Source organism: Corynebacterium tardum (assembly GCF_046717785.1).
In the GTDB taxonomy this organism is placed as follows: Bacteria; Actinomycetota; Actinomycetes; order Mycobacteriales; family Mycobacteriaceae; genus Corynebacterium.
Genome location: NZ_CP177104.1, coordinates 868,892 through 890,598 on the forward strand (window position 1 = coordinate 868,892; position 21,707 = coordinate 890,598).

Sequence of the window (21,707 nt, forward strand, 5' to 3'; positions counted from 1 at the left end):
CGCTGAGCTAGACAACTCGGAGTCCACTTGAGGGCTTGTCGTGGAGTAGTCCTCTAAATCTCCAAATGTCAACCGGCTCAGCGATACCAGAAAGCTCGAACAGTTTTGGTTGCCCCACCGGCCCGGCTACTTGTCGAATAACCGGCCAAGGGATATTAGCCCCGACCAAGTGAAGCAGGAAGGTATCTCTCATCCGCAAAACGTCGGGCATGAGTCCTTGCTTGGCTGACCGTCGCTTGACATGATCAAAAGCAGTTCTTCGATATTCGCGATTTGGGTAGAGGACGAACTGGTTTAGTTTGTCTGGTTCAGTCGGCATAAACTCACGAAGAGCCGTATCAAACCGAGGCAGTATGGGAACATCTCGACCCTCAACGTCGCAAAGCACAACACCTTGTGAGTCAACCTTGACCTGATTCCATTTCAGATAAGCCATTTCCAATCCTGCAAGTCCCCCGCCGAGACCTAGCGAAATCACAAGCTTCTTCGCGCAGGCCATAGATGCCCGCTGCTTGAAGTTTGCCCAGTCTTCTATGCGAATGATTTCACGTTGAGAGTATGGTCGAGCATTTGTATCTGGGGAAATCTTTATACCCCGGTCGATTTGGGTCGGCTGTAATTGGCGTGCCACCGCAAGTGCTGCTTTGAATTGGATCATGTCAAATCGAAGCTCTTGTCCAAGTGTCTCTATACGTGGCTCGGTGAAAGCCTCAGGAATTTCCATCCCTTCAGACTCAAGGAGGACCTTTGCAACCGACTCAACTACCGCATGCGGGGACCAAAGTTGACTTTTGGAACGATCAAGGATGGAGATAATCTGCTCCACTTCCTGTGCGACACGGTCCCAGTCCTGCTGCGACATGCGGGGCGGTTTCCGAATTTTGCCGTACACCTTCCACGTATCAATCGACATGGATCGCCCCCTGAACAAAAGATCGGACCTGACCCCTGTTAGGTAGACACCTGATATCCAGCCCGGTTGGGTTGGGAAGAAAGGTAATCTACCACCATGCCTAGGTACTCCGAACAGTTCAAACGTGATGCTGTGGCCCTCTACGAAAACAATGAGGACCTCTCACTTCACGCGGCTTCAGCAGAGCTTGGAGTCAATCGATCCTCACTTTTCTCCTGGCTTAAGCAGTACGGCACCGGCAAACGCGCCCGCACGAAGACCGTGCGCGACAAGGCGACAGCGACGACTGAGTCTGAACGGATCCGCCAGCTAGAAAAAGAGAACGCGAAGCTGCGCGAAGAACGCGACATCCTGCGCAAGGCCGCGAAGTATTTTGCTTAAAGAGACACGCTGGTAATCCGCTTCCAGTTTGTCTATGACCACCGAACCGAGTACTCGGTTAAGTGGATGTGCCACGTGTTAAAGCTCAATCGCTCCTCGTTTTATAAATGGGTCAACACCCGCGATAAACGCAGGTTAAAGATGTGTTCCGATGCCCTTATGGGTGCAAGAATCAAAACCATCTTCGAGGATGAGCACGGGCTTTATGGTGCTAAACGCATCGCTGCAAGCCTCAGCGACGATACGGACTTTCCTCCGGCCAACCATAAGAAGGTCGCACGCATCATGAAATCCATGGGGCTTAAAGGCTTTAGTAAACGGCGTCGATGCATCACCACCAGGCGAAAGCCTGGCCACCGAGTCATGCCCGATTTAATAGGCCGCAAATTCACCGCTGACAGGCCGAACCACGTCTATGTAGGCGACATTACGTACCTGCCGTGTAAGGGCGGCAAGAACATGTACCTAGCCACGGTCATCGACGTCTACTCGCGCAAACTCGTCGGTCATGCGCTCGCCGATCACATGCGGGTATCGCTGGTTATCGAAGCTTTGTCTCATGCCAGGAAAGTCCGCGGAAGCCTTAAAAGGGCAATTTTCCATTCCGATCATGGCAGTGTGTGCACCTCACAGGCTTTTCAAGACCACTGCGCCCAGCTTGGCGTGCGCCAATCCATGGGAGCAGTGGGAACGAGTGCCGATAATGCCCTGGCAGAATCATTTAACGCCACGTTAAAGCGTGAAGTTCTGCGCGATCGGAAAGTCTTTGACAATCCCGTCATCTGCCGCCAAGAAGTCTTCCGATGGTGCATGCGCTACAACACGCGCAGACGACACTCCTGGTGCAACCTTCTTGCCCCCGATGACTTCGAAGCACTCCAATCAGCTACACTGACCCAAGCAGCATAGCTAACCCCCGACGTGTCTACTTTCCGGGGGTCAGGCCCAAACTCGAAGCAGAAGCGGGTGGCAGCCCGTAGTATCGTCATTGTCCCTTATTCCCCTCTATTCTTTTGGGAGGCTTCGTTGAACTACGAAGAAATGTACAAGCTAGACCGGGCAAGTCGGGCGGCTGATGCCGAAGAGTATGAAACCCAGATCCAAGAGCTGGAGCGTAACCATAACTCTGGTCGAATTGAGACATGGTGGGAGCGGTTTGAAAAAGATCGTCGCACGGAACTCTCATTTATAGATTACTTTGGCTTTTTCTACGAGAATATCTACCGACCATTTAACTGGGATCGGGCTGATTGGGCCTGGGATTTGTTTGAACGCGATGTCAATACGACTCGCGATTTCGCTCAATACTGGAATGACTTGCAGAACACGATCTACCGTCCGTACAACTGGGACAAGGCAACGCAGTGGTTCGACAATATGCAGAGAGACTCGAACAATACTCTTGACCTCATTGACTACTTTGAGGCGGTGCGACATGGCATCTATCAGCCGTACAACTGGGACAAGGCTGAACAGTGGCTTGACCTAATGCGCAATGACCGCAATAACACGTCCATGAATCTTCCTGAATACTTCACGATGGTTCGAAATACTATCTATAGCCCCTACAACTGGGAGACGGCAGAGAAATGGTCTGAGCGATTGTCGCAGGATCGATTTACTGACCTAAGCCTCGGGGATTACTTCCAGGCGGTGAAGTCGAGGATTTATCAGCCGTACAATTGGGATGTTGTGGATACTTGGTGGACTCGTTATCTTCAGGATCGTTACACCGAGCTAAGCTTTCCTGACTACTTTGATGAGGTAAATCAGAACGTAATTCGACGGAAGAGTCTAAGTGCTGCGGACGATCTTTGGTCTGAATACCTTGGTGATCGTAAAACAACTGAGCCTTTCTATGAGTGGGCTCAGAGCCACTAGGCAATAGGAAAAGGCACCCACTCCGATGATGATTCGGGGCAGGTGCCTTCACTTTGTCTATATCATTCATTTCAATGAACGGATAAGTAATGATTGACCCACCATCTGCAGTCCATGCGCGGCCTAGGTCGAGACGTATGAACAACTCGTTGATTGGCTGAACCGTCAGCGACTTGCCGGCACGCACGCAAACCATTCGGGACTTTAATGTCCTACCGATGTCCTGCTGAATGCGAGAAGTGCGAATAGCTCGCCGTCCAGGCTCTCGACTCACAACCCTGACATCTGCGCCCGCTCCGACCGATCGAAAGTATCAAGAGTCGGGCTCGGAGCAACTAGTGGCGAGACGGATTCACGTGGCTGATTCTCTGCGATCCAGGCAGGATGTGAATTGGTGAGTGCAGCCGTGATGAGGTCTGAGCCGAAGCTGCGGACGTGGTGAACATCGGCGGGGTTGTTTGCGGTGACGAGTTCATCGTTGGTACGCAGGATCACTAGAGTTTCGTTGCTGGCGTGAACCCTGCTGCCTGATTCAAAAAGTGGTAGGGGCAAGGAAAATAGTCACTATGACCTCCAGGAATAGGGTTGGTGGCTGAGACTACTGGGCTCGTGAAAGTTTGTTCGGTTGTGCAGTTAGAGGTCATGTCCTCCCACTCGGGTAGCCTTTTTACTCGAATGCAATAACTGGTCGTATCGCTGCGTTGTGAGAGGCGATGCGGCCACAACGAAAGGGAAGTCATGGACCACAACTACTCGTCCATCGAGGTCTGTGCTGGTGCTGGTGGACAGGCATTGGGTCTTGAAATGGCCGGCTTTAGGCATGATCTTCTTATCGAATTGGAGTCGTGGGGCACCAACACTCTGCGTCACAACCGCCCTGAATGGAACGTGTTGCAGGCTGACTTGAATGAGTGGGAGCCGACCCCTGAGCTTTACGGTATTGACTTGTTCGCTGGTGGTGTCCCCTGCCCACCGTTTAGCGTTGCGGGTAAGCAGTTAGGCAAAGAAGACGAGCGCGATCTTTTCACTAGAGCTGTTGATTTGATTGAAGAGATCAAGCCTCGTGGAGTCATGCTTGAAAACGTCCGTGGACTGCTCGATCCGAAGTTCGAGGACTACCGCAACGAAATTCTGGCGCGGCTAACTGACGCGGGATACGAGGGGGAGTGGCGTTTGCTTCACGCCGCAGACTATGGGGTTCCACAGCTGCGTCCGCGTGCCATCCTTGTAGCTTTGAATCCTGAGGACAACGCGAACTTCACGTGGCCCGAGAAGCACCCAGAAGAAGCGCTGACCGTGGGAGAGACCGTTGTGGATCTTATGGGCGCAAACGGCTGGGAAGGTGCTGCAGCCTGGGCCAAGACTGCGAATCGCATTGCTCCAACCCTCGTGGGCGGATCGAAGAAGCACGGCGGTCCGGACTTGGGACCTACTCGTGCACGCAAAGCCTGGTTGGAGATGAACGTTATCGGCACCACCATCGCAGATGAAGCTCCAGAAAAGGGCTTCGTTGGTCAGCCTCGCATGACCCCGAAGATGCTCGCCCGTATTCAAGGTTTCCCTGACTCGTGGGAGATCACGGGCCGCAAGACGAATGCCTGCCGTCAGATTGGCAATGCTTTTCCGCCTCCCGTGGCAAAGGCTGTCGGTACGCAGATTCGTTTGGCCTTTGAGGCTACGGATTTTCACTATGATGGTAATCAAAGTGGCCGATAGTCGGCTCTAGCGACTTGGATTGGGATTGCATGGGTAGGAAATTATGGATTGCCAGGTCGCTAGCTTTTGCTATTGAAGTCGGGCCTTGGATATTTCCAATGCTGGGGAGCATTTTTCTTTCTAAGGCTGTAAGCGCTCCTGGCGGAATTGGCCAATTTTTATCGAACTGGAATACATGGACAGCTTTATTTTTGATTCTTTTAGGAACCGTGCCATTGGCAATTAAAGTGTCGAATCAAGCTAAAGAGTCAATTTTCGAGACTCGAGCTCGTGAACGGGAGACGGAGACGCTGAAATTAGCAGCGGAGTTGATTTCTAAAATTCCTGTTGACAGTTCTCTTAGTCGCATAAAACGAGAAGAGCGAGCTATCGAAACTAGGGCGGAAATTATTCAACGTCTTGGTGAACAAATTTATGATGACATCGAAAGCCTTCGAGTGATCTATTTTGAATTAGACGTGTCGAGTGGCCGGCAGTTTTTCACGCCAGTAGATACCTTTGGCTGCGAACATAGCCCCGCGAAAAAACATGGTGAGGATGACCCACGGTTCCATGACTTTATGAAGCTCATAAAGTCATCTCAAGAGACTAGTTCCGAATCCCACACCGAGGAAAGAAACTATAAGAGTTTTGTTTCTGCTTGTGTGACGGGGTCTGGTGGGGAGGTTGGATACGGGTTACTCACAATGGATACAGCTAGTGAATTTCCATTTAGTGAAGATGATGAGCAGAATCTATTGCTTGCAGCCAAGTTGATAGGTCAATTTTTGGATGCAGCTTTACGTGGAAAACATGTAAACTAAAAGAAAAGGCGAAATGAAAGGTACATCCATGGCAAACAAACTTGTGGACAGGAGTTTTCCCGTAGACCCTGAAATTGCCAAGGCGCGCCGAGATAACCTCGCAAACTCGACACGGCTTTTCAAGAAGAAGAAGAAGCAGAGGGGTCGCCAGTCTAGCATGCTCCGTCGCGTTCTCGCTGATGCGGGATACAAATCTATCTAGATTCAACTGATTTTAAGTAGTCAAGGACCGCTTGCTGCACGAGGGGGCCACCGAGCCGATACTCATCAAAGGCTCGGTCGAGTTGGGTTCGGGAACGCTGACCGGCTCGAATCCACGACAGCATTTCTAGGCGGTCGGATTTCTTCAACGACTTGACCTGCTCGACTACCGCCTGCGGATCAGCAGCAGAGCCCGTGTCAGCTTTGGATGACTCGTTGCACACTCGGCACTCCGTTTGCAGGTTATCGAGCGTGGCAGCTCCGCCGTGTGAGTTCGCTTTGATGTGGCCGGCGGTAAGCACGACAATCGAGCCGTCATCGTATTTCTCGCCTGCGGCACGCCCGCAGAGCACGCACCGTCCACCGTCACGTTCAAAGACCTGTCGGCGCACTTTCGCGGAGATGGTGTTCCGCTTGGGACGCGGACCGTCACCAGGCCACCATCCGTACTTCTCAAGAATGCAGTCCTCGCCCAGGCTAGGTTCTTCCTTGGCGGATAGGTACTCCCACCCGTAGTCACGAAGCTCCCGTTGGCGGCGCTGGGCATGCTCATTGGATATGCCGAGAGTCTCACGAAGTTGACGAGTGGTGAACCGTCCGTCGATTTCGACATTCCAGCGCAACCACGAGGCCATGCGTGGCACAGCTCCGGTTAATCCGCGTTGCGTGGACTCCCACCACAGCTCACCGTCCGGTGTAAAAGCCTCAATAGGGTACTCGTGTTTGTTAGGAGCAAAGTCGAAATTACTCATAGAAAAGAAGTTACCCGGATCAGTACTTGTATTGACCGTTTTGGCTATTGCCTATTTTGCTTTGATGATTTTATTTAGGTATTCGATGTTTACTTGATCCAGCTCAAAGCGTTCAGAACCATTCACAGTCATTATGAGTAGCGAGACATGGGAAAGCTGTTTTCCGATCCGCTGAAGGGCCTGGACGGTCTCGTTGCGTTCAAATGCTTTATGCCAGAAGTGCCCACTCTCAATAGACGGTGTTTCGGCAATGGCGTCAATATATAAGCGCTCGGGCGGACTTCCTACTCCATAGAATTCCAACGCCGACACTTGGCATTGGAGTGGGGATCGTCCTTTGTTGGAAATAAAAATTGAAAGGGAATAGTGGACGCCACTCCCTTTGTCTATTGCGTCGTTGGAACGCAACCCAAACCGAGCGTTGGCCTCTAGGTTCGGTCCGTCTAGCTGCCACGTTTTGCGTGACCACCACACGGACCAGAGAGCCACGACCAGGGCGATTACGGAGATAACTAGAGATGAAAAGCCCACCCAGTCAAAAGATTGTTCTGGGAAGTTGGTGACGACGACAGGCTCGGGTGTAGGGGTGTCCATATCCGCGAGTGTACTGAGCGAGTTGGTAATAAATTTGTATCCACTGCGGTTATTTCGGCAACCGGTCCACCGGACAACACGATCTGGATAGATCTCCAGGTAACTTAACCCATTTTCGCTTTCTGTCCGAGGCGTTTCTTGAGGTTCTGTGCACCTAAACGATCCATCGGAAGATCTTCGTTGTGATGTTTCAGTATTCGTTGTTGCTGCTTGTCAGCATATTCCCGGTCCAGGCGCGGCCACAGTTCTGTGCCCAGACCGGCTTCGAGTGCTGCAATCGTCCAACCGCTCGGCCAGGATGTTCCATCGAGAAGATCTTGGATCGTGGACTTTGGAACGCCGGTAATTTCGGCGATAGTGCGTACGTCACGGGCGTAAATGCGGTTCGCCATGAGCCAGCGGATATTGTCCGCGAAGCCGCGAATCTTCTCGTGAACCTGGTTGTGCTTGATTGTTCCGCGCGGCCAGCTGGGGTAAAGCTCTCGGGGGCGGGGAGTGCGATTGACAGGCATGCTTCAAGCCTATCGAAGCTGTGTTCCGGTGACCTGGGGATTCGTGTTGTTTTTGTCCCGCGAGCCCGGTACATTGCGATTCTAGCGGTCATTGAAATGAGCGCAGCTGAGGTATCGAAGGTTCGCCGATGAGCCATCAGCATCCCTATACCGCAGCCTATCTAGGAGGTGAGCCGCAGCCCATGAGTGGAGCAGCGTTTACCTCTGATGGCGCGCAAGCCCAGGTCGGTATCGTTTCTGTCGAGCCGGTGGGCCTGCACAACCTCAACCTGGCTGAAAAGGTCGTCACGAACTCGGGCGTGGAAGACCTTATCGCTGGTTGGCGCATCGAAGACGGCTACGACCCGAAGAAGGGTGGCCGACCGTCCGTGATCTCGGACCGCTTGGCGCTTGTCCTGATGGCAATGCTCGCTATCGAGTCGAAGCCCATGCACATCCAGCTCGCTACGGACATCATTACTCAGCGTGCCACGAACGATGTGCTGCGTCGCTTTGGTCTGCCCAGCCGTGACGAAGAGGATTATGTCTCCGCTGAGGGTCGCTGGGCTTGGTACATGAAGCTGCACCGTGCTTGGAAGCGTATTCACGATGTGCTTGACCCCTATGACGATGTGCAGCTGCACAAGCGCATGGATCGCTCGGAGTTTGATGAAATCGTCTCCATGTGCAACATCGACCGCATCAAGGCGCGCATGGCCCGTCTCGTGGCCTTTGATAACGCCTTGGTGCGCGCCTCGATGGATCTCATGCCCGATGAGCACAAGAGTACCTGGCGTGGCGATGTTTGTGTGGACGGCACCCCGATTCCCGCCGCCAAGACCGGCACTACCCGTTCTAGCTCCCGTGTCTCATCTGAGCCTGACGCGGGCTGGTATGTCCGTGAGGGTGAGCACCGTGGTGACGAGAAGCGTGACGGTGCTGGCAAGCTCATGTGGGCATACGAAGCTACTATTGCCACTCAGACCTTTGAGGCTGATGAGCTGGGCACCCCGAGTCTGATTATGGGTGTCTCACTCGACAAGCCGGGCCACCGTATTGCCGAGAACGCCAAGGCGGCCCTCGATAGCCTCATCAATGACTCCAACGCTCCTAAGGGGCACCTCATGGGCGACCGTGCCTACCTGCCAGGGTCTAAGCCGGAGAAGCTGCAGATTCCGCTACGTCAGGCTGGCTACCGCATGATGGGCGACCAGAGCCAGGCTTCTCGTGGCCTGCAGGCTACATACGAGGGTGCGGAGCTCATTGATGGTACGTGGTACTTCCCTGGCATGCCGAAAGCCTGGAAGACAGCCTCTGAGGACTATGCCACTGGGCTCATTTCAATGAGCGATTTGGAGCACATTGTCGATGAGCGGCAGTCTTTTGCACTCATCGTGAAGTTCATTGGTGACGATGGTTCGGTGACGTTCAAGAGTCCGGCCCGTGACCGCTACGCGACGCTGCGTGTGGATGGCATTCCGGTCCACAAGGACGCTGTTAGCCGCAAGCTGCGCAAGGTATTCAAGACCAACCTACCGAAGGGTATCGAGCACACAGCTGTGTGGAAGCAGAAGCAGCTTCGTATCCCGGTGACGGAGGGTGCGAAGTTCGCACAGCAAGGGCCGGCCTGGGGCACGCAGGAGTGGGCCAACATCTACCGCCGTGGCCGTAACACAATCGAATCCCGCAACCGCTTGGTCAAGAACAACAGGCTTGCGCTGGGCGACCACACTCGCCGTCTGATGCGTGGCTTCACCAACGCCGCCATGATTGTGGCTCTCGGTGCTGTCGCCGTGAATGTGCATCTCATCAGCGCCTCTATCGCTGACCTTTCTACGGGGAGGCCGCGTGTCAAGCGTGCCTCCGTGCAGGCTCAGTGTGAACGTTTCACCAGCCTCGACACAATGCGTGAGATGGCACCTAATTCGCCGCCAGTAGCAGCATAAGGACTTACCCGCCCGCAGGACATTGATCGTCCTGTGGGCTACAGGTCGTGGGTACCAGGGATTCTGGACCCACTTCTTGCGTTTTGGGGTCGTAGCAACGAGCTGACTCCTAGTCGAAACCGCTCATTTTAATGAACAAATCCCGAGATTCTTGAGTGAATCTCGGGATTGTTGTGTAGGGGCTGGGTTTCGTAAACAATGTGGGGGTTGATTCGTAAAACCGCCCAATGTGCCCCAGAGAGGATTCGAACCTCCGACACCGGCTTTAGGAGAGCCGTGCTCTATCCCCTGAGCTACTGGGGCAGGGGGTGCGTTGCCGCACCTAGGTAAGACTAGCAGCCCCGTTCGGTGTGGCGGTAAATGTGTCGCCTTGGGCTTATTCGCCGGCCAGCTCCTCGTACTTGGCCTGAACCTCGCGCGCGGGCGGATTGGTGGCATGGGAGCCGTCGGAGTAGAGGACGGTGGGAACGATACGGTTGCCGTCGTTGACGGACTTAATCCACTCGTTGACGTCGTCGGCGCCTTCCGCTTCGGCGTCGACAAGCGCGTGCGGCGTGCCAAGCGTGTCTAGATCCTTGCGCAGGCGGGAGCAGAACGGGCACCAGTCGGCATAAAAGACGGTGACGTGTTCGGTGGTTTCCGGGGTAGCAGCCATTAGGCGGCAGCCTTTCTGTCGTAGGTGAGAAAGCGGTATTTCATAGGCAGCTCGCTCGGCGGCTGCCCGGGGATGGTGAGGTGACCAGATTCGGAGGTCAGCCAGTCGCTATCGGCGGAGAGACTGAACTCTTCTGGCACGGAGGGAGCGTGCACGGCATCGGTGCCGTAGACATCGCCGACCTGGACGCCCATGAGCGTGACCTCGATGGTGTCCACTCGGTCGAGAGCGGAGCGGTAGAGTTGGCCGCCGCCGATAATCCAGGCGTCGTCAAGCGCGGCGTCCAAGGCGGCGCCCAGGTCACCCACCACGGTCGCCCCCGCGGACCACGCGCCGGGCTCGCGGCTGGAGAGCACGATGTTCTCCCGGCCCGGAAGCGGGCGGAACTTGGGATTAAGAGACTCCCACGTCTTGCGGCCCATGATGACCGGCGCGCCCAGGGTGACCTCTTTGAAATGCTTGAGATCCTCCGGCACGTGCCACGGCATGACGGCACCGTCGCCGATGATGCCGTCGAGGGACTGGGCCCAGATAGCGCCCAGCATTAGACGGACACCTGCGCCTTGATGGTGGGGTGGGGGTCGTAACCGATGACCTCAAAGTCATCGAAGTCATAGGAGAACATGTCCTTTGCCTTGTGGAGTTTAAGCTGCGGGTAGGCGCGGGGCTCGCGGGAAAGCTGCTCTTCGACCTGCTCGATGTGGTCGTTGTAGATGTGACAGTCGCCGCCGGTCCAGATGAGATCGCCCACCTTGAGGCCAGCCTGCTGGGCAAACATGTGGGTCAGCGCCGCGTAGGAGGCTAGGTTGAAGGGCACACCCAGGAACATATCGGCGGAGCGCTGGTAGACCTGCATGGACAGCGTGCCATCGGCCACGTAAAGCTGGAAGAGCAGGTGGCACGGCATAAGCGCCATCTTGTCCAGCTCCGATACGTTCCATGCGGAGACCAAGTTGCGGCGCGAATCCGGGTTGTTCTTGAGCGTGTCGAGCGCGACCTGGATCTGGTCGATGTGCTGGCCGTCCGGCGTGGGCCACGAGCGCCACTGCACGCCGTAGACGGGGCCTAGCTCGCCGTTCTCATCGGCCCACTCGTTCCAGATCCGGACCTTGTTCTCCTGCAGCCACTTAACGTTGGATTCGCCGCGCAGGAACCACAGCAGCTCACCAATGACGCCGTGGAAGTAGACCTTCTTGGTGGTCAGCAGCGGAAAAGACTCCGCTAGGTTGTAGCGCAGCTGTGCGCCGAACAGTGAGCGCGTGCCGGTGCCGGTGCGGTCGCCCTTGGGCGTGCCTTCTTCGAGGACACGACGCAAAAGGTCCTCGTACGGAGTCTCAATCATGCTCGCCATGATAGCGAGGATGCGCGTGCATCACGCGCGCGGGGGCTTAGTAGCCGCCGTTGGCCTCCGCGTAAGCCGCGGCGTGCTCCAGGATGTCGTCCGCCAGCTCGGGGCGGCAGACCAGCAGGTCCGGGATGAAGGTGTCCTCGTTGTTGAACTTGACGGGGGAGCCATCCAGACGCGAGCAGTGGAGGCCCGCAGCCAGGGCAACGCCCACCGGGGCGGCCTGGTCCCACTCGTACTGGCCGCCGGCGTGAATGTAGCCGTCGTAGTCACCGAGGAGAACGTGCATGGCCTTAGCACCCGCGGAGCCCACGCCCACGGTCTCGTAGCCCATCTCTTCCGCGATGTAGCTGGCCACCTTCGGCGGGCGGTTGCGGGAGACCACGAACTTCTTGGACAGCGGGCCGGCCACCGCGCGGACATCGGAAGACTTGAAGGTCACGCCCAGATCCGGCATGCCCACCGCGGCGTGGATGGGGGTGCCGTTTTCCACGAGGGCGATGTGCACGGCCCAGTCCTGGCGGCCGGTGGCGAATTCCTTGGTGCCGTCGAGCGGGTCAATGATCCACACGCGCTCCTTCTTCAGGCGGCTCAGGTCATCGGCGGCCTCCTCCGACAGGACGCCGTCCTGCGGGCGGTGCTGCTCTAGCACGCGGGAAATCCATTCCTGGGCGGCCTCATCGCCGGCATCACCCAGTGCGAGACCGCGCAACAGACCACCGTTGCGCACGCCTTTGAGGATCTCGCCGCAGCCCACGGCGATGGAGTTAGTCAGACGGGAATCAGAAATCTCAACGGTCATGCTGTCCAGATTACCGCGCGCGTTAGAGTAGGGCATGTCTAAAAACGTTCTGGCTAAGTTCCGCCCGCAGGTGGCCGGGTGGTTCGAGGACGTTTTCGCCGGACCTACCCCCGTTCAGGAGCACGCGTGGGACGCCATCTCCGGGGGTGCGAACGCTCTCGTCGTGGCGCCGACTGGTTCCGGTAAGACGCTCGCGGCCTTCCTCTGGGCGCTCAATTCCTTGGTGGAACGTGAAGGCCAGACGGCGCTGCCGCTGAGCAATGAACCATCACGTGAAGGTGCTCACGACGGCGTGCGCGTGCTCTACATTTCCCCGCTCAAGGCACTCGGCGTGGACGTGGAGAACAATCTGCGCGCCCCGCTTACCGGCATCGCGCGCACCGCCGAGCGGCTGGGCCTGGACGTGCCGGATATCACTGTGGGCGTGCGCTCCGGGGATACCCCGCAGGCAGAACGCTCCCGTCAGGTGCGCAAGCCGCCGGACATCCTCATCACCACCCCGGAATCGGCCTACCTCATGCTCACCTCCAAGGCGGCGGGGATCCTCAAGACCGTGGACACGGTCATCATCGATGAGATCCATGCCTTGGCAGGTACCAAGCGCGGCGTGCACTTGGCGCTGACCCTGGAGCGCCTGGGGCAGCTTGCCGGCGAGTTCCAGCGCATCGGCCTGTCTGCCACCGTGCGGCCGCTGAGTGCTGTGGCCAATTTCTTGGGCGGCGATCGCCCAGTGGATATCACCGCCCCGCCGGCGAAGAAGCGCTGGCAGCTCGACGTCCACGTGCCGGTGGAGGATATGTCAGACCTGCCCACCCCGGAGCAGGGCTCCCCCATCGGGGAGGCGACTGTTGAGGACCCCCTAGGCATCACGCAAGGCCCCCAGGACGCGTTGCACATGCAGGGCGGGGCAGGGGAGTCCGCCCTGCCCGCTGCGAAGTCCATCTGGCCCTTCATCGAGGAAGAGCTCTACGCCGAAATCATGGAGCACCGCTCTACCCTCGTCTTCGTCAACTCGCGGCGCACCGCGGAACGCCTGACCAGCCGGCTCAACGAGCTCTACGCCCAGGAGCACGACCCGGAGTCCCTAAGCCCCGCCACCCGGCGCGACCCGGCCCAGCTGATGAAGCAGGTCGACGTCGCCGGAAAGGCCCCGGCTGTCATTGCCCGCGCGCACCACGGATCGGTGTCCAAAGACGAGCGCGCGCTCACGGAAACCATGCTCAAGGAGGGCACGCTGAAGGCCGTGGTGGCCACCAGCTCCCTGGAGCTGGGCATCGACATGGGCGCAGTAGAGCTGGTGGTGCAGGTGGAATCCCCGCCCTCGGTGGCCTCGGGCCTGCAGCGCGTGGGCCGCGCCGGGCACTCCGTCGGTGCGGTCTCGCACGGATCCTTCTACCCTAAGCACCGCGCGGACCTCGTGCAGTCGGCGCTGACCGTAGCGCGCATGGAGGACGGCCTCATCGAGGAGATGCACGCCCCGCGCAACCCGCTCGATGTATTGGCACAGCAGACGGTGGCGGCCGTGGCGGCGGCGGGCGAGGAGGGCCTGCTTGCCGACGACTGGTATGCCCTCACCCGCCGCGCCTGGCCCTACCGCGACTTGGCGCGCGAGGTCTTCGACTCCGTCCTCGACCTGGTCAGCGGCGTGTATCCCTCGACGGATTTTGCGGAGCTCAAACCCCGCGTGGTCTACGACCGCGTGACGGGTGTGCTGACCCCGCGCCCCGGCGCACAGCGCGTGGCGGTGACCAACGGCGGCACCATCCCGGACCGCGGCATGTTTGGCGTCTTCCTCGTGGGAACGGGGGAAGCCGGTGCCGCGCCGCGCCGCGTGGGCGAGCTGGATGAGGAGATGGTCTACGAGTCCCGCGTGGGCGATATCTTCACGTTGGGCGCCACGAGCTGGCGCGTGGAGGAGATCACGCGCGACCAGGTGCTGGTCACGCCCGCACCGGGGCACACGGGCCGGCTGCCGTTCTGGAACGGCGACCAGGCGGGGCGGCCCTATGCGCTGGGAAAGGCGTTGGGGGCGTTTCGTCGAGAAGCATATGCGGATCCGTCCGTCGTGCGCGACGCTGACGAGCTCGCCCGCCGCAACATCGCGGCCTACCTCAAGGAGCAGGAGGAGGCCACGGGGCTCATTCCGGATGAGAAGACGCTGCTGCTGGAGCGCTTCACGGATGAGCTCGGAGACTGGCGCGTGCTGCTGCACACCCCGTTTGGCCGGCCGGTGAATGCGGCGTGGGCGCTGGCGGTGGGCCAGCGCGTGGCGGAGCGCACCGGCATGGACGCGCAGGCCGTGGCGGGCGATGACGGCATCGTGCTGCGCCTGCCGCAGGGCGAGGCGGACCCGGACGCGGCGCTGTTTTCCTTCGACGCTGACGAGATCGCGGACATCGTCACCGAGCAGGTGGGAAACTCCGCGCTGTTCGCGTCCCGCTTTAGGGAGTGCGCGGCGCGAGCACTGCTGCTGCCGCGGCGCAACCCGGGCAAGCGCGCGCCGCTGTGGCAGCAGCGCCAGCGCGCGGAGCAGCTTCTCGACGTCGCCCGCAACTACCCCTCTTTCCCCATCATCCTGGAGACCGTGCGCGAGTGCGTGCAGGACGTCTACGACCTGCCGGCGCTCACGGAGGTCATGCGGGAGTTGGCGCACCGCCGCATTCGCATCGCGGAGGTCACCACGGAGCAGCCCTCGCCCTTTGCGTCCTCGCTGCTGTTCAACTACACCGGCGCGTTCATGTACGAGGGCGACTCGCCCCTGGCGGAAAAACGCGCGGCGGCCCTGGCGTTGGACCCGGCGCTGCTGGCGAAGCTCTTGGGCACGGTGGAGCTGCGCGAGCTTCTCGACGCCGAAATTATCGCCGAAGTCCACGCCCAGCTCCAGCGCACCACCCCGGAGCGCCAAGCGCGCACCACTGAGGAGGTCGCGGACCTGCTGCGTGTGCTGGGTCCGATTCCCGTCGACGAGCTGGGCGCGCACGCCACGGTGCCGCTTAACGCACTCGATGCGCTGGGCGCGCGGATTATGCGGGTGCGCATCAACGGCCGCGAGCACGTGGCGCAGGCGCTCGATGCGCCGCTGCTTCGCGACGGCCTAGGTATTCCCGTTCCGCCCGGGATCCCGGCCCAGCAGGCCACGGTGACCGACGCGGTGGATCAGTTGGTCAGCCGCTGGGCGCGCACGCGCGGGCCGTTCATCGCGCGCGATGTGCAGGAAGCCTTTGGCCTGTCTGCTGCCGTGGCGCACTCGACGCTGAACGGCCTGAACTCGATTGTGGCCGGGCACTACCGGCAGGGCGTGGAGGAGCAGGAATACTGCGCGGCGGAGGTGCTCAAGGTGATTCGCTCGCGCTCGCTGGCGGCGGCCCGGGCGGCCACGCAGCCGGTCTCACCCGCGACCTTCGGGCGCTTCCTCCCGGAATGGCAGCAGGTGGCGGCCTTAGGCCGTCGTCCTGTGCTGCGCGGGGTGGACGGCGTCTTCGCCGTCATTGAGCAGCTGGCCGGCGTGCGCCTGCCAGCCTCCGCCTGGGAGAGCCTCATCCTGCCTCAGCGAGTGGGGGACTACTCGCCGACGATGCTGGACGAGCTCACCGCCAGCGGCGAAGTCCTCATTGTGGGCGCGGGCAAGGCCGCCTCAAACGACCCCTGGATCATGATGTTGCCTGTGGATTATGCCGCACAGCTCGCCCCGCAGGTCTCGGCAGAAGATGCCGGCCTGTCCATGTTGCAAACCCAGCTGCTGGAAGCATTAAGCGGTGGCGGTAGCTACCTCCTGAGCGATATCCAGCCACAGCTCAGCGGAACCGCCGAGGAGGTCCGCGAGGCTCTCTGGGGCCTGGTCGAAACTGGCCTGGTCAGCCCCGATTCCTTCGCGCCCATCCGCGCGCACCTCGCCGCCGGCGGGCGCGCCGGGCGCGCGGCGTACCGTGCGAAGAGGCGCCCTACCCGCTCCCGCCTGCGCATGGGGCGCACCTCCTTTGCCCAGTCCCAGAACGCCGCGGCCGCGCAGACCGCCCCCGACGTGGTTGGGCGCTGGTCCCTGTCGGTTCCCGCCGCCACGGACGCGACCTCGCGCTCCATCGCGCACGGCGAGGCCTGGCTGGACCGCTACGGCGTGCTCACCCGCGGCTCCGTGGTGGCCGAGGACGTCCTCGGCGGCTTCGCCCTGGCCTACAAGGTCCTCTCTGGCTTCGAGGAATCCGGCAAAGCTATGCGCGGCTACGTCATCGAGGGCTTAGGTGCCGCGCAGTTCTCCACGCCTGCGGTCATCGACCGACTGCGCGGGTTGGCGGATTCGCCGGACGTGACCGGCTGGCCGTCCGGCACCCGCGAGCCGCAGACCTATGTCCTGGCCGCCACGGATCCCGCGAACCCGTACGGTGCGGCGCTGCCGTGGCCGCCTTCCGACGCCTCAGACTCCGCCGCCCGGCCCACCCGTGCCGCCGGCGCTCTGGTCGTGCTCATGGACGGCCTGCCGGTGGCGCACCTGACCCGGGGCGGGAAAACACTCACGACGTTCCTGACCGCACTACCCGAAGGCATCGAGCGCGCCGAGGTCCTCACCGCGGTTCTCACGGGCCTGAACGAACTCGTGGCTTCCGGCAAGCTCAGCAAACTTGTCATCGAGAAGGCCAATGGCCGGTCCATCTTCGACGGCGACCTCGCCGGGGAGCTGCGGGCCCTGGGCGCTGCGCTGACCCCGAAGGGCGTGCGCATCACCGGCTCGGCTGAACCCGCCCGACCGGCCCGCCACGGCGGGCGACGCGCCGCCGACGCGATGGAGGAGCTCTCCTTCGACGACCCCGCCGAACCCGATGATCCGCCTCCCGCGCCCGGCAGCCCCGGTGGGTTCCGCCCGCGCCGCCGCCGGCGCTGAATGAGTTTAAGAACACCCTGCAGCTGCTCGGCGTGAAAAAGATTGAAGACCTCTCGCGCGAGCACGTCGTGACCCCTGGGAGCCAGGGGCGCTGGCATTCGGCGCGGGAAGGACGGCACCGGTAGAGTAGGCACCCGTTTGGTGAGGAGGTTCTACTGTGCCAGAGGGCGATTCCGTCCTGCAGCTGTCGAAGCGGCTGCAGTTCATGGAGGGCCGGCGCGTAACGCGTTCCTCGCTGCGCGTGCCGCGCTATGCCACCGTGCGGTTCGACGGGCTGGTGTGTGAGGAGGTTTGGCCCTATGGCAAGCACCTCTTCATGGACTTCGGCGGCAAGCTCATCCTGCATACCCACCTCAAGATGGAGGGCGAGTGGGCCATCCACTACGCCGGGGACCGCTGGCGCAAGCCGGGGCATAGCGCGCGCGTGGTGCTGCAGGTGGAGAACTCCCCGCGCGATATCGAGCTGGTGGGGCACTGGCTAGGGCACGTGGGCGTGTTTCCCGCGCGCGAGTTTGAGCAGCGCATGGCGCACCTTGGCCCGGACATCCTCGCGCCTGAGTGGTTGGAGGGAGGCTTCGAGGAGGCGGTTAGCCGCATCGAATCGCGCCCCGAACGCAGCATCGGCGCGGCCCTTTTGGACCAGCGCAACGTGGCCGGCTTGGGCAACGAATACAGGGCCGAGATCTGCTTCCTGGCCGGCGTTCATCCAGCAACGCCTGTAGCGCTTGTCGACGTCCCCCAGATCCTCACCATCTCCCGTCGCCTCATCTGGGCCAACCGCGACTCCCCGGTCCGCGTGACCACCGGTGTGAAGAGGGCGGGGGAGACCACCTACGTCTTTGGCCGCAACCGTCAGCGCTGCCGACGCTGCGGCACGCTCATTGAGAAGTCCACGCTGGGCGGCGTGGACGCCGGCGGCGACGACGGTGAGCTGGAGCGCGTCATCTGGTGGTGCCCGCACTGCCAGCCGCGCAGCTAGGCTGGGTGGTATGAAGATCATCTTGAATATCATCTGGCTGGCTACTGGTGGCCTGGCCCTCGCACTGGGCTATTTCCTCCTCGGCATCCTGGCGTGCATCCCCGTCGTGACGATTCCTGCTGGCGTGGCCTCGATGCGCATGGCGAATTTCGCGCTGTGGCCTTTCGGGCGCTCTGTGATTCAGCCGGTGAAGGGCACTGGTGGCATGTCGAGGTTCTCTAATGTTGTCTGGTTCCTCGTGGCCGGCCTCTGGCTGGCTATCGGCCATGTGACCACCGCCGCGGCCCAGGCCGTGACCATCGTGGGGCTCCCAGTGGCGTGGGCAAACCTGAAGATGATTCCGGTGACTTGCTTCCCGTTCGGCCGCAAGATCGTGGATTCTGATCACATCCCCTTCGGCTGGGAGTCGATGATCAAGCTCTAAAGATTTCCTCTCCGGTTGCGGGGTGGTGTGGGGTGCTTTAGTCTCCTTCCCATGGGGGATTTAGAGACCTATTTCTCCTTCCGCTGCTCGGGGATGTCATTGGTGGAGCAAGCGGAAGGAGGCGAAAAGCACCTACGCGCACTCGGCGCTGCACCAGCCGATGCCGCCGAACTCGCACGCCTCGACCACGTCTACTTCGGGTCGACGAAGTTCACCGGGAAACAGCGCACCGCCCGCAACCGCGCCCTGGAACAACACCATGACCTAGCCACCCTCGCACTGATCGAGTCCTATACGGCACGGTTGAAGAATCAGCTGGACGCCTGGAACCTGCGCATCAAACTAGCTGGCACACCCGCCCACAACATCCCCGCCGTAGCGTCGAAAAAGCTCAAGGAGCTTAAGCCCAAGCGTGTGCCCAAGCCTGGGGTGCGCATGACCTACCGCAAAGACGGCCCGCACTCGCTGACGATTACCGATAACCCACTGACCATCACCGAGATGCGCGGGGTCCTAGAATCGCTTGATCCCACCGACTTGTTGAATGCCTCGAAACAGGTCTTCTTTGAAAAATCCCACGGCGGAACCAAACCAGCGGTGCTGACCAGCGTGGTTGTCACCTTGGATAAGCTCGACAAGATTGTTAGCGGCGACGGTGATGACATCGTGCTTGAGCTCACTAATGGCGGCCGGATGACCGGGCGGGAGTTTTTGACCTACAAGTTTGCCGAAATCGGCTACGTCACTCTCATCCACCCCACGATCGGGCCGGTGTGGCTGCACCGTATGAAGCGCTTGGCTGGGTTTGAGCAGCGCATGATGGCTAGTGCTGAGCATCCCACCTGTGCCAGGAAGGGATGTAATAAACCTGCTGATTATGCCCAGGTGCACCACCTCATCCCATGGAAAGCAGGAGGTACCACCGATCCGCCGAATCTGACAATGTTGTGTGTCTATCACAACGGTGTCAACGATGATGACCCGGATAAACCCACCGGGGCAGGCTACGTCTTCCGTCTTCGCGGCGAGGTGGACTACATCCCACCCTGGGGCGAACCAATCACCGCTCAAGTGGCATATCAAGCCGCGCAACGCGGACTCGGACCGCGTGGCGGGTGAACCGCCACCCAGCACAAAGGACACGCACCACCACGCGGACGCCCACAGGGCCTCCGCGGCGTTGGCGATCCCACATGCCGGTTGCGCGTTAAAACGGGTGAACCCCCGACCGTGGGGTCGGGGGAGACGTCGTCAAGCAGTGCTTAACGGTGGCTGCGGTACCAGCCAATCAGAGCATCGGTGGAGGCGTCACCGGAAGCGGCCTCTTCCTTGCCGGAGACAGCCGGTGCGAGGTCGTTAGCCTGCTGCTTGCCCAGCTCCACGCCCCACTGGTCGAAGGAGTTGATGTCCCAGATGATGCCCTCGGTGAACACGATGTGCTCGTAGAGCGCGATGAGTGCGCCGAGAGTCTGCGGGGTGAGCTCCTCTGCCAGGATGGTGGTGGTGGGACGGTTGCCCGGCATCACCTTGTGCGGGACCACGGCCGCGTCCACGCCCTCGGCCGCAATCTCTTCGGCGGTCTTGCCGAAGGCCAGAACCTTGGTCTGCGCGAAGAAGTTACCCATCAGCAGGTCATGCATCGAACCGGTTCCGTCCGAGGTGGGGAAGTCCTCCTTCGGGCGGGCAAAGCCGATGAAGTCCGCCGGGATGAGACGGGTGCCCTGGTGCATGAGCTGGAAGAAGGCGTGCTGGCCGTTGGTGCCCGGCTCGCCCCAGTAAATCTCCCCAGTGCCGGTGGTGACAGCGGTGCCATCGCGGCGCACGGACTTGCCGTTGGACTCCATGGTCAGCTGCTGCAGGTAGGCCGGGAAGCGGCCGAGGTCCTGGGAATAGGGCAGCACCGCGTGGGTCTGGGCGCCGAAGAAGTTGGAGTACCACACGCCCAGCAGGCCCATGAGGACCGGCACGTTCTGCTCCAGCGGGGTGGTGCGGAAGTGCTCATCCATGGCGTGGAAGCCCTCGAGGAAGCGCATGAAGTCCATCGGGCCGATGGTGCACATCAGGGACAGGCCGATAGCGGAATCGACGGAGTAGCGGCCGCCCACCCAGTTCCAGAAGCCGAACATGTTCTGGGTATCGATGCCGAACTCGGCGACCTTCTCCGCGTTGGTGGAAACGGCCACGAAGTGCTTGGCCACGGCGGACTCGTCGCCATCGAACTGGTCAATGAGCCAGCGGCGCGCGGCGTGAGCGTTGGTGAGGGTCTCCTGGGTGGTGAAGGTCTTGGAAGCCACGATGAAGAGGGTGGAGCCGGCATCTAGGCCGTCGAGGGTGGCGGCCATATCGGCCGGGTCGACGTTGGAGACGAACTCCGCGCTGATACCCGCTACCTCGTAGGTGCGCAGGGCCTTGGCGGCCATGGCGGGGCCCAGATCGGAACCGCCGATGCCGATGTTGACCACCTTCTTGATGGTGTGGCCAGTGTGGCCCAGCCACTTGCCGGAGCGCAGAGCGGTGGCGAAGTCACGCATGCGGCCGAGTACCTCGTGGACATCGGCAGCCACGTCCTGCTCGTCGACGCTCAAGTCCTTGTCCACCGGCATGCGCAGCGCAGTGTGCAGGACGGCGCGATCCTCAGTGTTGTTGAGGTGCTCGCCGGCGAACATGGCGTCGCGACGGCCTTCGACGTCAGCTGCGCGGGCGAGGTCAACCAGCTTGGCCACGACGTCTTCATCGATGAGGTTCTTCGACAGGTCCACGTGCAGGCCCGCGGCGTCGAAGGAGTAGTCGGCGGCGCGGGAGGGAGAGTTGGCGAAGAGCTCACGCAGGTTGAGGTCCTTCTTTTCCTCAAAAAGCGAGGTGAGCGCGGCCCACTGCGGCTGTGCGGTGATGTCCATTGCAAAAGCCTTTCTGGCAGGTAGCAGACATGAAACTTACTCTGTCTACCG

At 60.3% G+C, this 21,707-nt stretch carries 17 protein-coding genes, 1 tRNA gene and 1 pseudogene; 9 read left to right on the top strand and 10 right to left on the bottom strand.

The annotated features are described in order from the left end of the window. Positions 1-7: 7 nt before the first annotated feature. Positions 8-913 (bottom strand): hypothetical protein, encoded by a 906-nt coding sequence (locus tag ACLI1P_RS04245; protein ID WP_411709493.1) that lies wholly within the window; start codon positions 911-913, stop codon positions 8-10. A 96-nt stretch (positions 914-1,009) separates the two neighbouring features. On the opposite strand from ACLI1P_RS04245, the pseudogene ACLI1P_RS04250 reads away from it, so the two are divergent. The 4 genes and pseudogenes from ACLI1P_RS04250 (at position 1,010) to ACLI1P_RS04265 (ending at position 5,694) form a co-directional block, all read left to right on the top strand. Then, positions 1,010-2,203: pseudogene (locus ACLI1P_RS04250) on the top strand (IS3 family transposase). A gap of 117 nt (positions 2,204-2,320) precedes the next feature. Beyond that, positions 2,321-3,175, top strand: coding sequence for a hypothetical protein (locus ACLI1P_RS04255; RefSeq protein ID WP_411709494.1), 855 nt, complete (start codon positions 2,321-2,323; stop codon positions 3,173-3,175). A gap of 738 nt (positions 3,176-3,913) precedes the next feature. Next, complete coding sequence (locus ACLI1P_RS04260) at positions 3,914-4,891, top strand: DNA cytosine methyltransferase (RefSeq protein ID WP_411709495.1); 978 nt, start codon at positions 3,914-3,916, stop codon at positions 4,889-4,891. A 29-nt stretch (positions 4,892-4,920) separates the two neighbouring features. Then, positions 4,921-5,694, top strand: coding sequence for a hypothetical protein (locus ACLI1P_RS04265; RefSeq protein ID WP_411709496.1), 774 nt, complete (start codon positions 4,921-4,923; stop codon positions 5,692-5,694). A gap of 194 nt (positions 5,695-5,888) precedes the next feature. On the opposite strand, the gene ACLI1P_RS04270 is transcribed toward ACLI1P_RS04265, so the two are convergent. The 3 genes from ACLI1P_RS04270 to ACLI1P_RS04280 all read right to left on the bottom strand — a co-directional run bounded on the left by ACLI1P_RS04270 (position 5,889) and on the right by ACLI1P_RS04280 (position 7,753). Continuing rightward, entirely contained in the window at positions 5,889-6,647 is a 759-nt protein-coding gene (locus ACLI1P_RS04270; protein WP_411709497.1) for an HNH endonuclease, read from the bottom strand. A gap of 51 nt (positions 6,648-6,698) precedes the next feature. Further along, positions 6,699-7,241: a hypothetical protein gene (locus ACLI1P_RS04275; RefSeq protein WP_411709498.1), complete on the bottom strand. Its 543-nt coding sequence runs from the start codon at positions 7,239-7,241 to the stop codon at positions 6,699-6,701. Positions 7,242-7,345: 104 nt separating this feature from the next. After that, positions 7,346-7,753 carry a hypothetical protein gene (locus ACLI1P_RS04280; protein WP_411709499.1) on the bottom strand — a complete coding sequence of 136 codons (408 nt, stop codon included), beginning with the start codon at positions 7,751-7,753 and terminating at the stop codon, positions 7,346-7,348. A gap of 128 nt (positions 7,754-7,881) precedes the next feature. Here ACLI1P_RS04280 and ACLI1P_RS04285 point away from each other — a divergent pair, with 128 nt between their 5' ends. Beyond that, on the top strand, positions 7,882-9,678 hold the full coding sequence (locus ACLI1P_RS04285) for a hypothetical protein (protein WP_411709500.1): 1,797 nt from the start codon (positions 7,882-7,884) through the stop codon (positions 9,676-9,678). Between the two features lie 230 nt (positions 9,679-9,908). On the opposite strand, the gene ACLI1P_RS04290 is transcribed toward ACLI1P_RS04285, so the two are convergent. The 5 genes from ACLI1P_RS04290 to ACLI1P_RS04310 all read right to left on the bottom strand — a co-directional run bounded on the left by ACLI1P_RS04290 (position 9,909) and on the right by ACLI1P_RS04310 (position 12,480). After that, positions 9,909-9,981, bottom strand: a tRNA-Arg gene (locus tag ACLI1P_RS04290). A gap of 73 nt (positions 9,982-10,054) precedes the next feature. Next, a complete protein-coding gene (locus tag ACLI1P_RS04295; RefSeq protein WP_411709501.1) occupies positions 10,055-10,333 on the bottom strand; it encodes a glutaredoxin domain-containing protein in 279 nt (92 codons plus the stop codon). Next, complete coding sequence (locus tag ACLI1P_RS04300; RefSeq protein ID WP_411709502.1) at positions 10,333-10,878, bottom strand: dihydrofolate reductase; 546 nt, start codon at positions 10,876-10,878, stop codon at positions 10,333-10,335. The genes ACLI1P_RS04295 and ACLI1P_RS04300 overlap by 1 nt, the downstream gene beginning before the upstream one ends. After that, entirely contained in the window at positions 10,878-11,684 is an 807-nt protein-coding gene (locus tag ACLI1P_RS04305; RefSeq protein WP_408930268.1) for a thymidylate synthase, read from the bottom strand. The genes ACLI1P_RS04300 and ACLI1P_RS04305 overlap by 1 nt, the downstream gene beginning before the upstream one ends. Positions 11,685-11,721: 37 nt before the next feature. Beyond that, the gene (locus ACLI1P_RS04310; RefSeq protein ID WP_408930269.1) at positions 11,722-12,480 is read right to left on the bottom strand and encodes a 3'(2'),5'-bisphosphate nucleotidase CysQ; all 759 of its coding nucleotides are present in this window, start codon (positions 12,478-12,480) and stop codon (positions 11,722-11,724) included. Between the two features lie 34 nt (positions 12,481-12,514). Here ACLI1P_RS04310 and ACLI1P_RS04315 point away from each other — a divergent pair, with 34 nt between their 5' ends. The 4 genes from ACLI1P_RS04315 to ACLI1P_RS04330 all read left to right on the top strand — a co-directional run bounded on the left by ACLI1P_RS04315 (position 12,515) and on the right by ACLI1P_RS04330 (position 19,878). Next, a complete protein-coding gene (locus ACLI1P_RS04315) occupies positions 12,515-17,356 on the top strand; it encodes an ATP-dependent helicase (RefSeq protein ID WP_411709503.1) in 4,842 nt (1,613 codons plus the stop codon). 157 nt (positions 17,357-17,513) lie between these two features. Beyond that, a complete protein-coding gene (locus ACLI1P_RS04320; RefSeq protein WP_306508321.1) occupies positions 17,514-18,335 on the top strand; it encodes a DNA-formamidopyrimidine glycosylase family protein in 822 nt (273 codons plus the stop codon). A gap of 10 nt (positions 18,336-18,345) precedes the next feature. Next, complete coding sequence (locus ACLI1P_RS04325; protein WP_411709504.1) at positions 18,346-18,759, top strand: YccF domain-containing protein; 414 nt, start codon at positions 18,346-18,348, stop codon at positions 18,757-18,759. 51 nt (positions 18,760-18,810) lie between these two features. Continuing rightward, the gene (locus ACLI1P_RS04330; protein ID WP_411709505.1) at positions 18,811-19,878 is read left to right on the top strand and encodes an HNH endonuclease signature motif containing protein; all 1,068 of its coding nucleotides are present in this window, start codon (positions 18,811-18,813) and stop codon (positions 19,876-19,878) included. Between the two features lie 143 nt (positions 19,879-20,021). Here the strand turns inward: ACLI1P_RS04330 and pgi are convergent, their stop codons facing one another. After that, positions 20,022-21,656, bottom strand: a complete 1,635-nt coding sequence (gene pgi, locus ACLI1P_RS04335; RefSeq protein WP_411709506.1) for a glucose-6-phosphate isomerase — start codon at positions 21,654-21,656, stop codon at positions 20,022-20,024. Positions 21,657-21,707 lie beyond the last annotated feature (51 nt).

Coding starts and splice junctions, on each gene's coding strand:
- ACLI1P_RS04300 (WP_411709502.1), bottom strand. CDS start 10,878: ATGCTGGGCGCTATCTGGGCCCAGTCCCTCGACGGCATCATCGGCGAC.
- ACLI1P_RS04245 (WP_411709493.1), bottom strand. CDS start 913: ATGTCGATTGATACGTGGAAGGTGTACGGCAAAATTCGGAAACCGCCC.
- ACLI1P_RS04330 (WP_411709505.1), top strand. CDS start 18,811: ATGGGGGATTTAGAGACCTATTTCTCCTTCCGCTGCTCGGGGATGTCA.
- ACLI1P_RS04270 (WP_411709497.1), bottom strand. CDS start 6,647: ATGAGTAATTTCGACTTTGCTCCTAACAAACACGAGTACCCTATTGAG.
- ACLI1P_RS04265 (WP_411709496.1), top strand. CDS start 4,921: ATGGGTAGGAAATTATGGATTGCCAGGTCGCTAGCTTTTGCTATTGAA.
- ACLI1P_RS04295 (WP_411709501.1), bottom strand. CDS start 10,333: ATGGCTGCTACCCCGGAAACCACCGAACACGTCACCGTCTTTTATGCC.
- ACLI1P_RS04285 (WP_411709500.1), top strand. CDS start 7,882: ATGAGCCATCAGCATCCCTATACCGCAGCCTATCTAGGAGGTGAGCCG.
- ACLI1P_RS04310 (WP_408930269.1), bottom strand. CDS start 12,480: ATGACCGTTGAGATTTCTGATTCCCGTCTGACTAACTCCATCGCCGTG.
- ACLI1P_RS04315 (WP_411709503.1), top strand. CDS start 12,515: ATGTCTAAAAACGTTCTGGCTAAGTTCCGCCCGCAGGTGGCCGGGTGG.
- pgi (WP_411709506.1), bottom strand. CDS start 21,656: ATGGACATCACCGCACAGCCGCAGTGGGCCGCGCTCACCTCGCTTTTT.
- ACLI1P_RS04275 (WP_411709498.1), bottom strand. CDS start 7,241: ATGGACACCCCTACACCCGAGCCTGTCGTCGTCACCAACTTCCCAGAA.
- ACLI1P_RS04260 (WP_411709495.1), top strand. CDS start 3,914: ATGGACCACAACTACTCGTCCATCGAGGTCTGTGCTGGTGCTGGTGGA.
- ACLI1P_RS04305 (WP_408930268.1), bottom strand. CDS start 11,684: ATGGCGAGCATGATTGAGACTCCGTACGAGGACCTTTTGCGTCGTGTC.
- ACLI1P_RS04325 (WP_411709504.1), top strand. CDS start 18,346: ATGAAGATCATCTTGAATATCATCTGGCTGGCTACTGGTGGCCTGGCC.
- ACLI1P_RS04280 (WP_411709499.1), bottom strand. CDS start 7,753: ATGCCTGTCAATCGCACTCCCCGCCCCCGAGAGCTTTACCCCAGCTGG.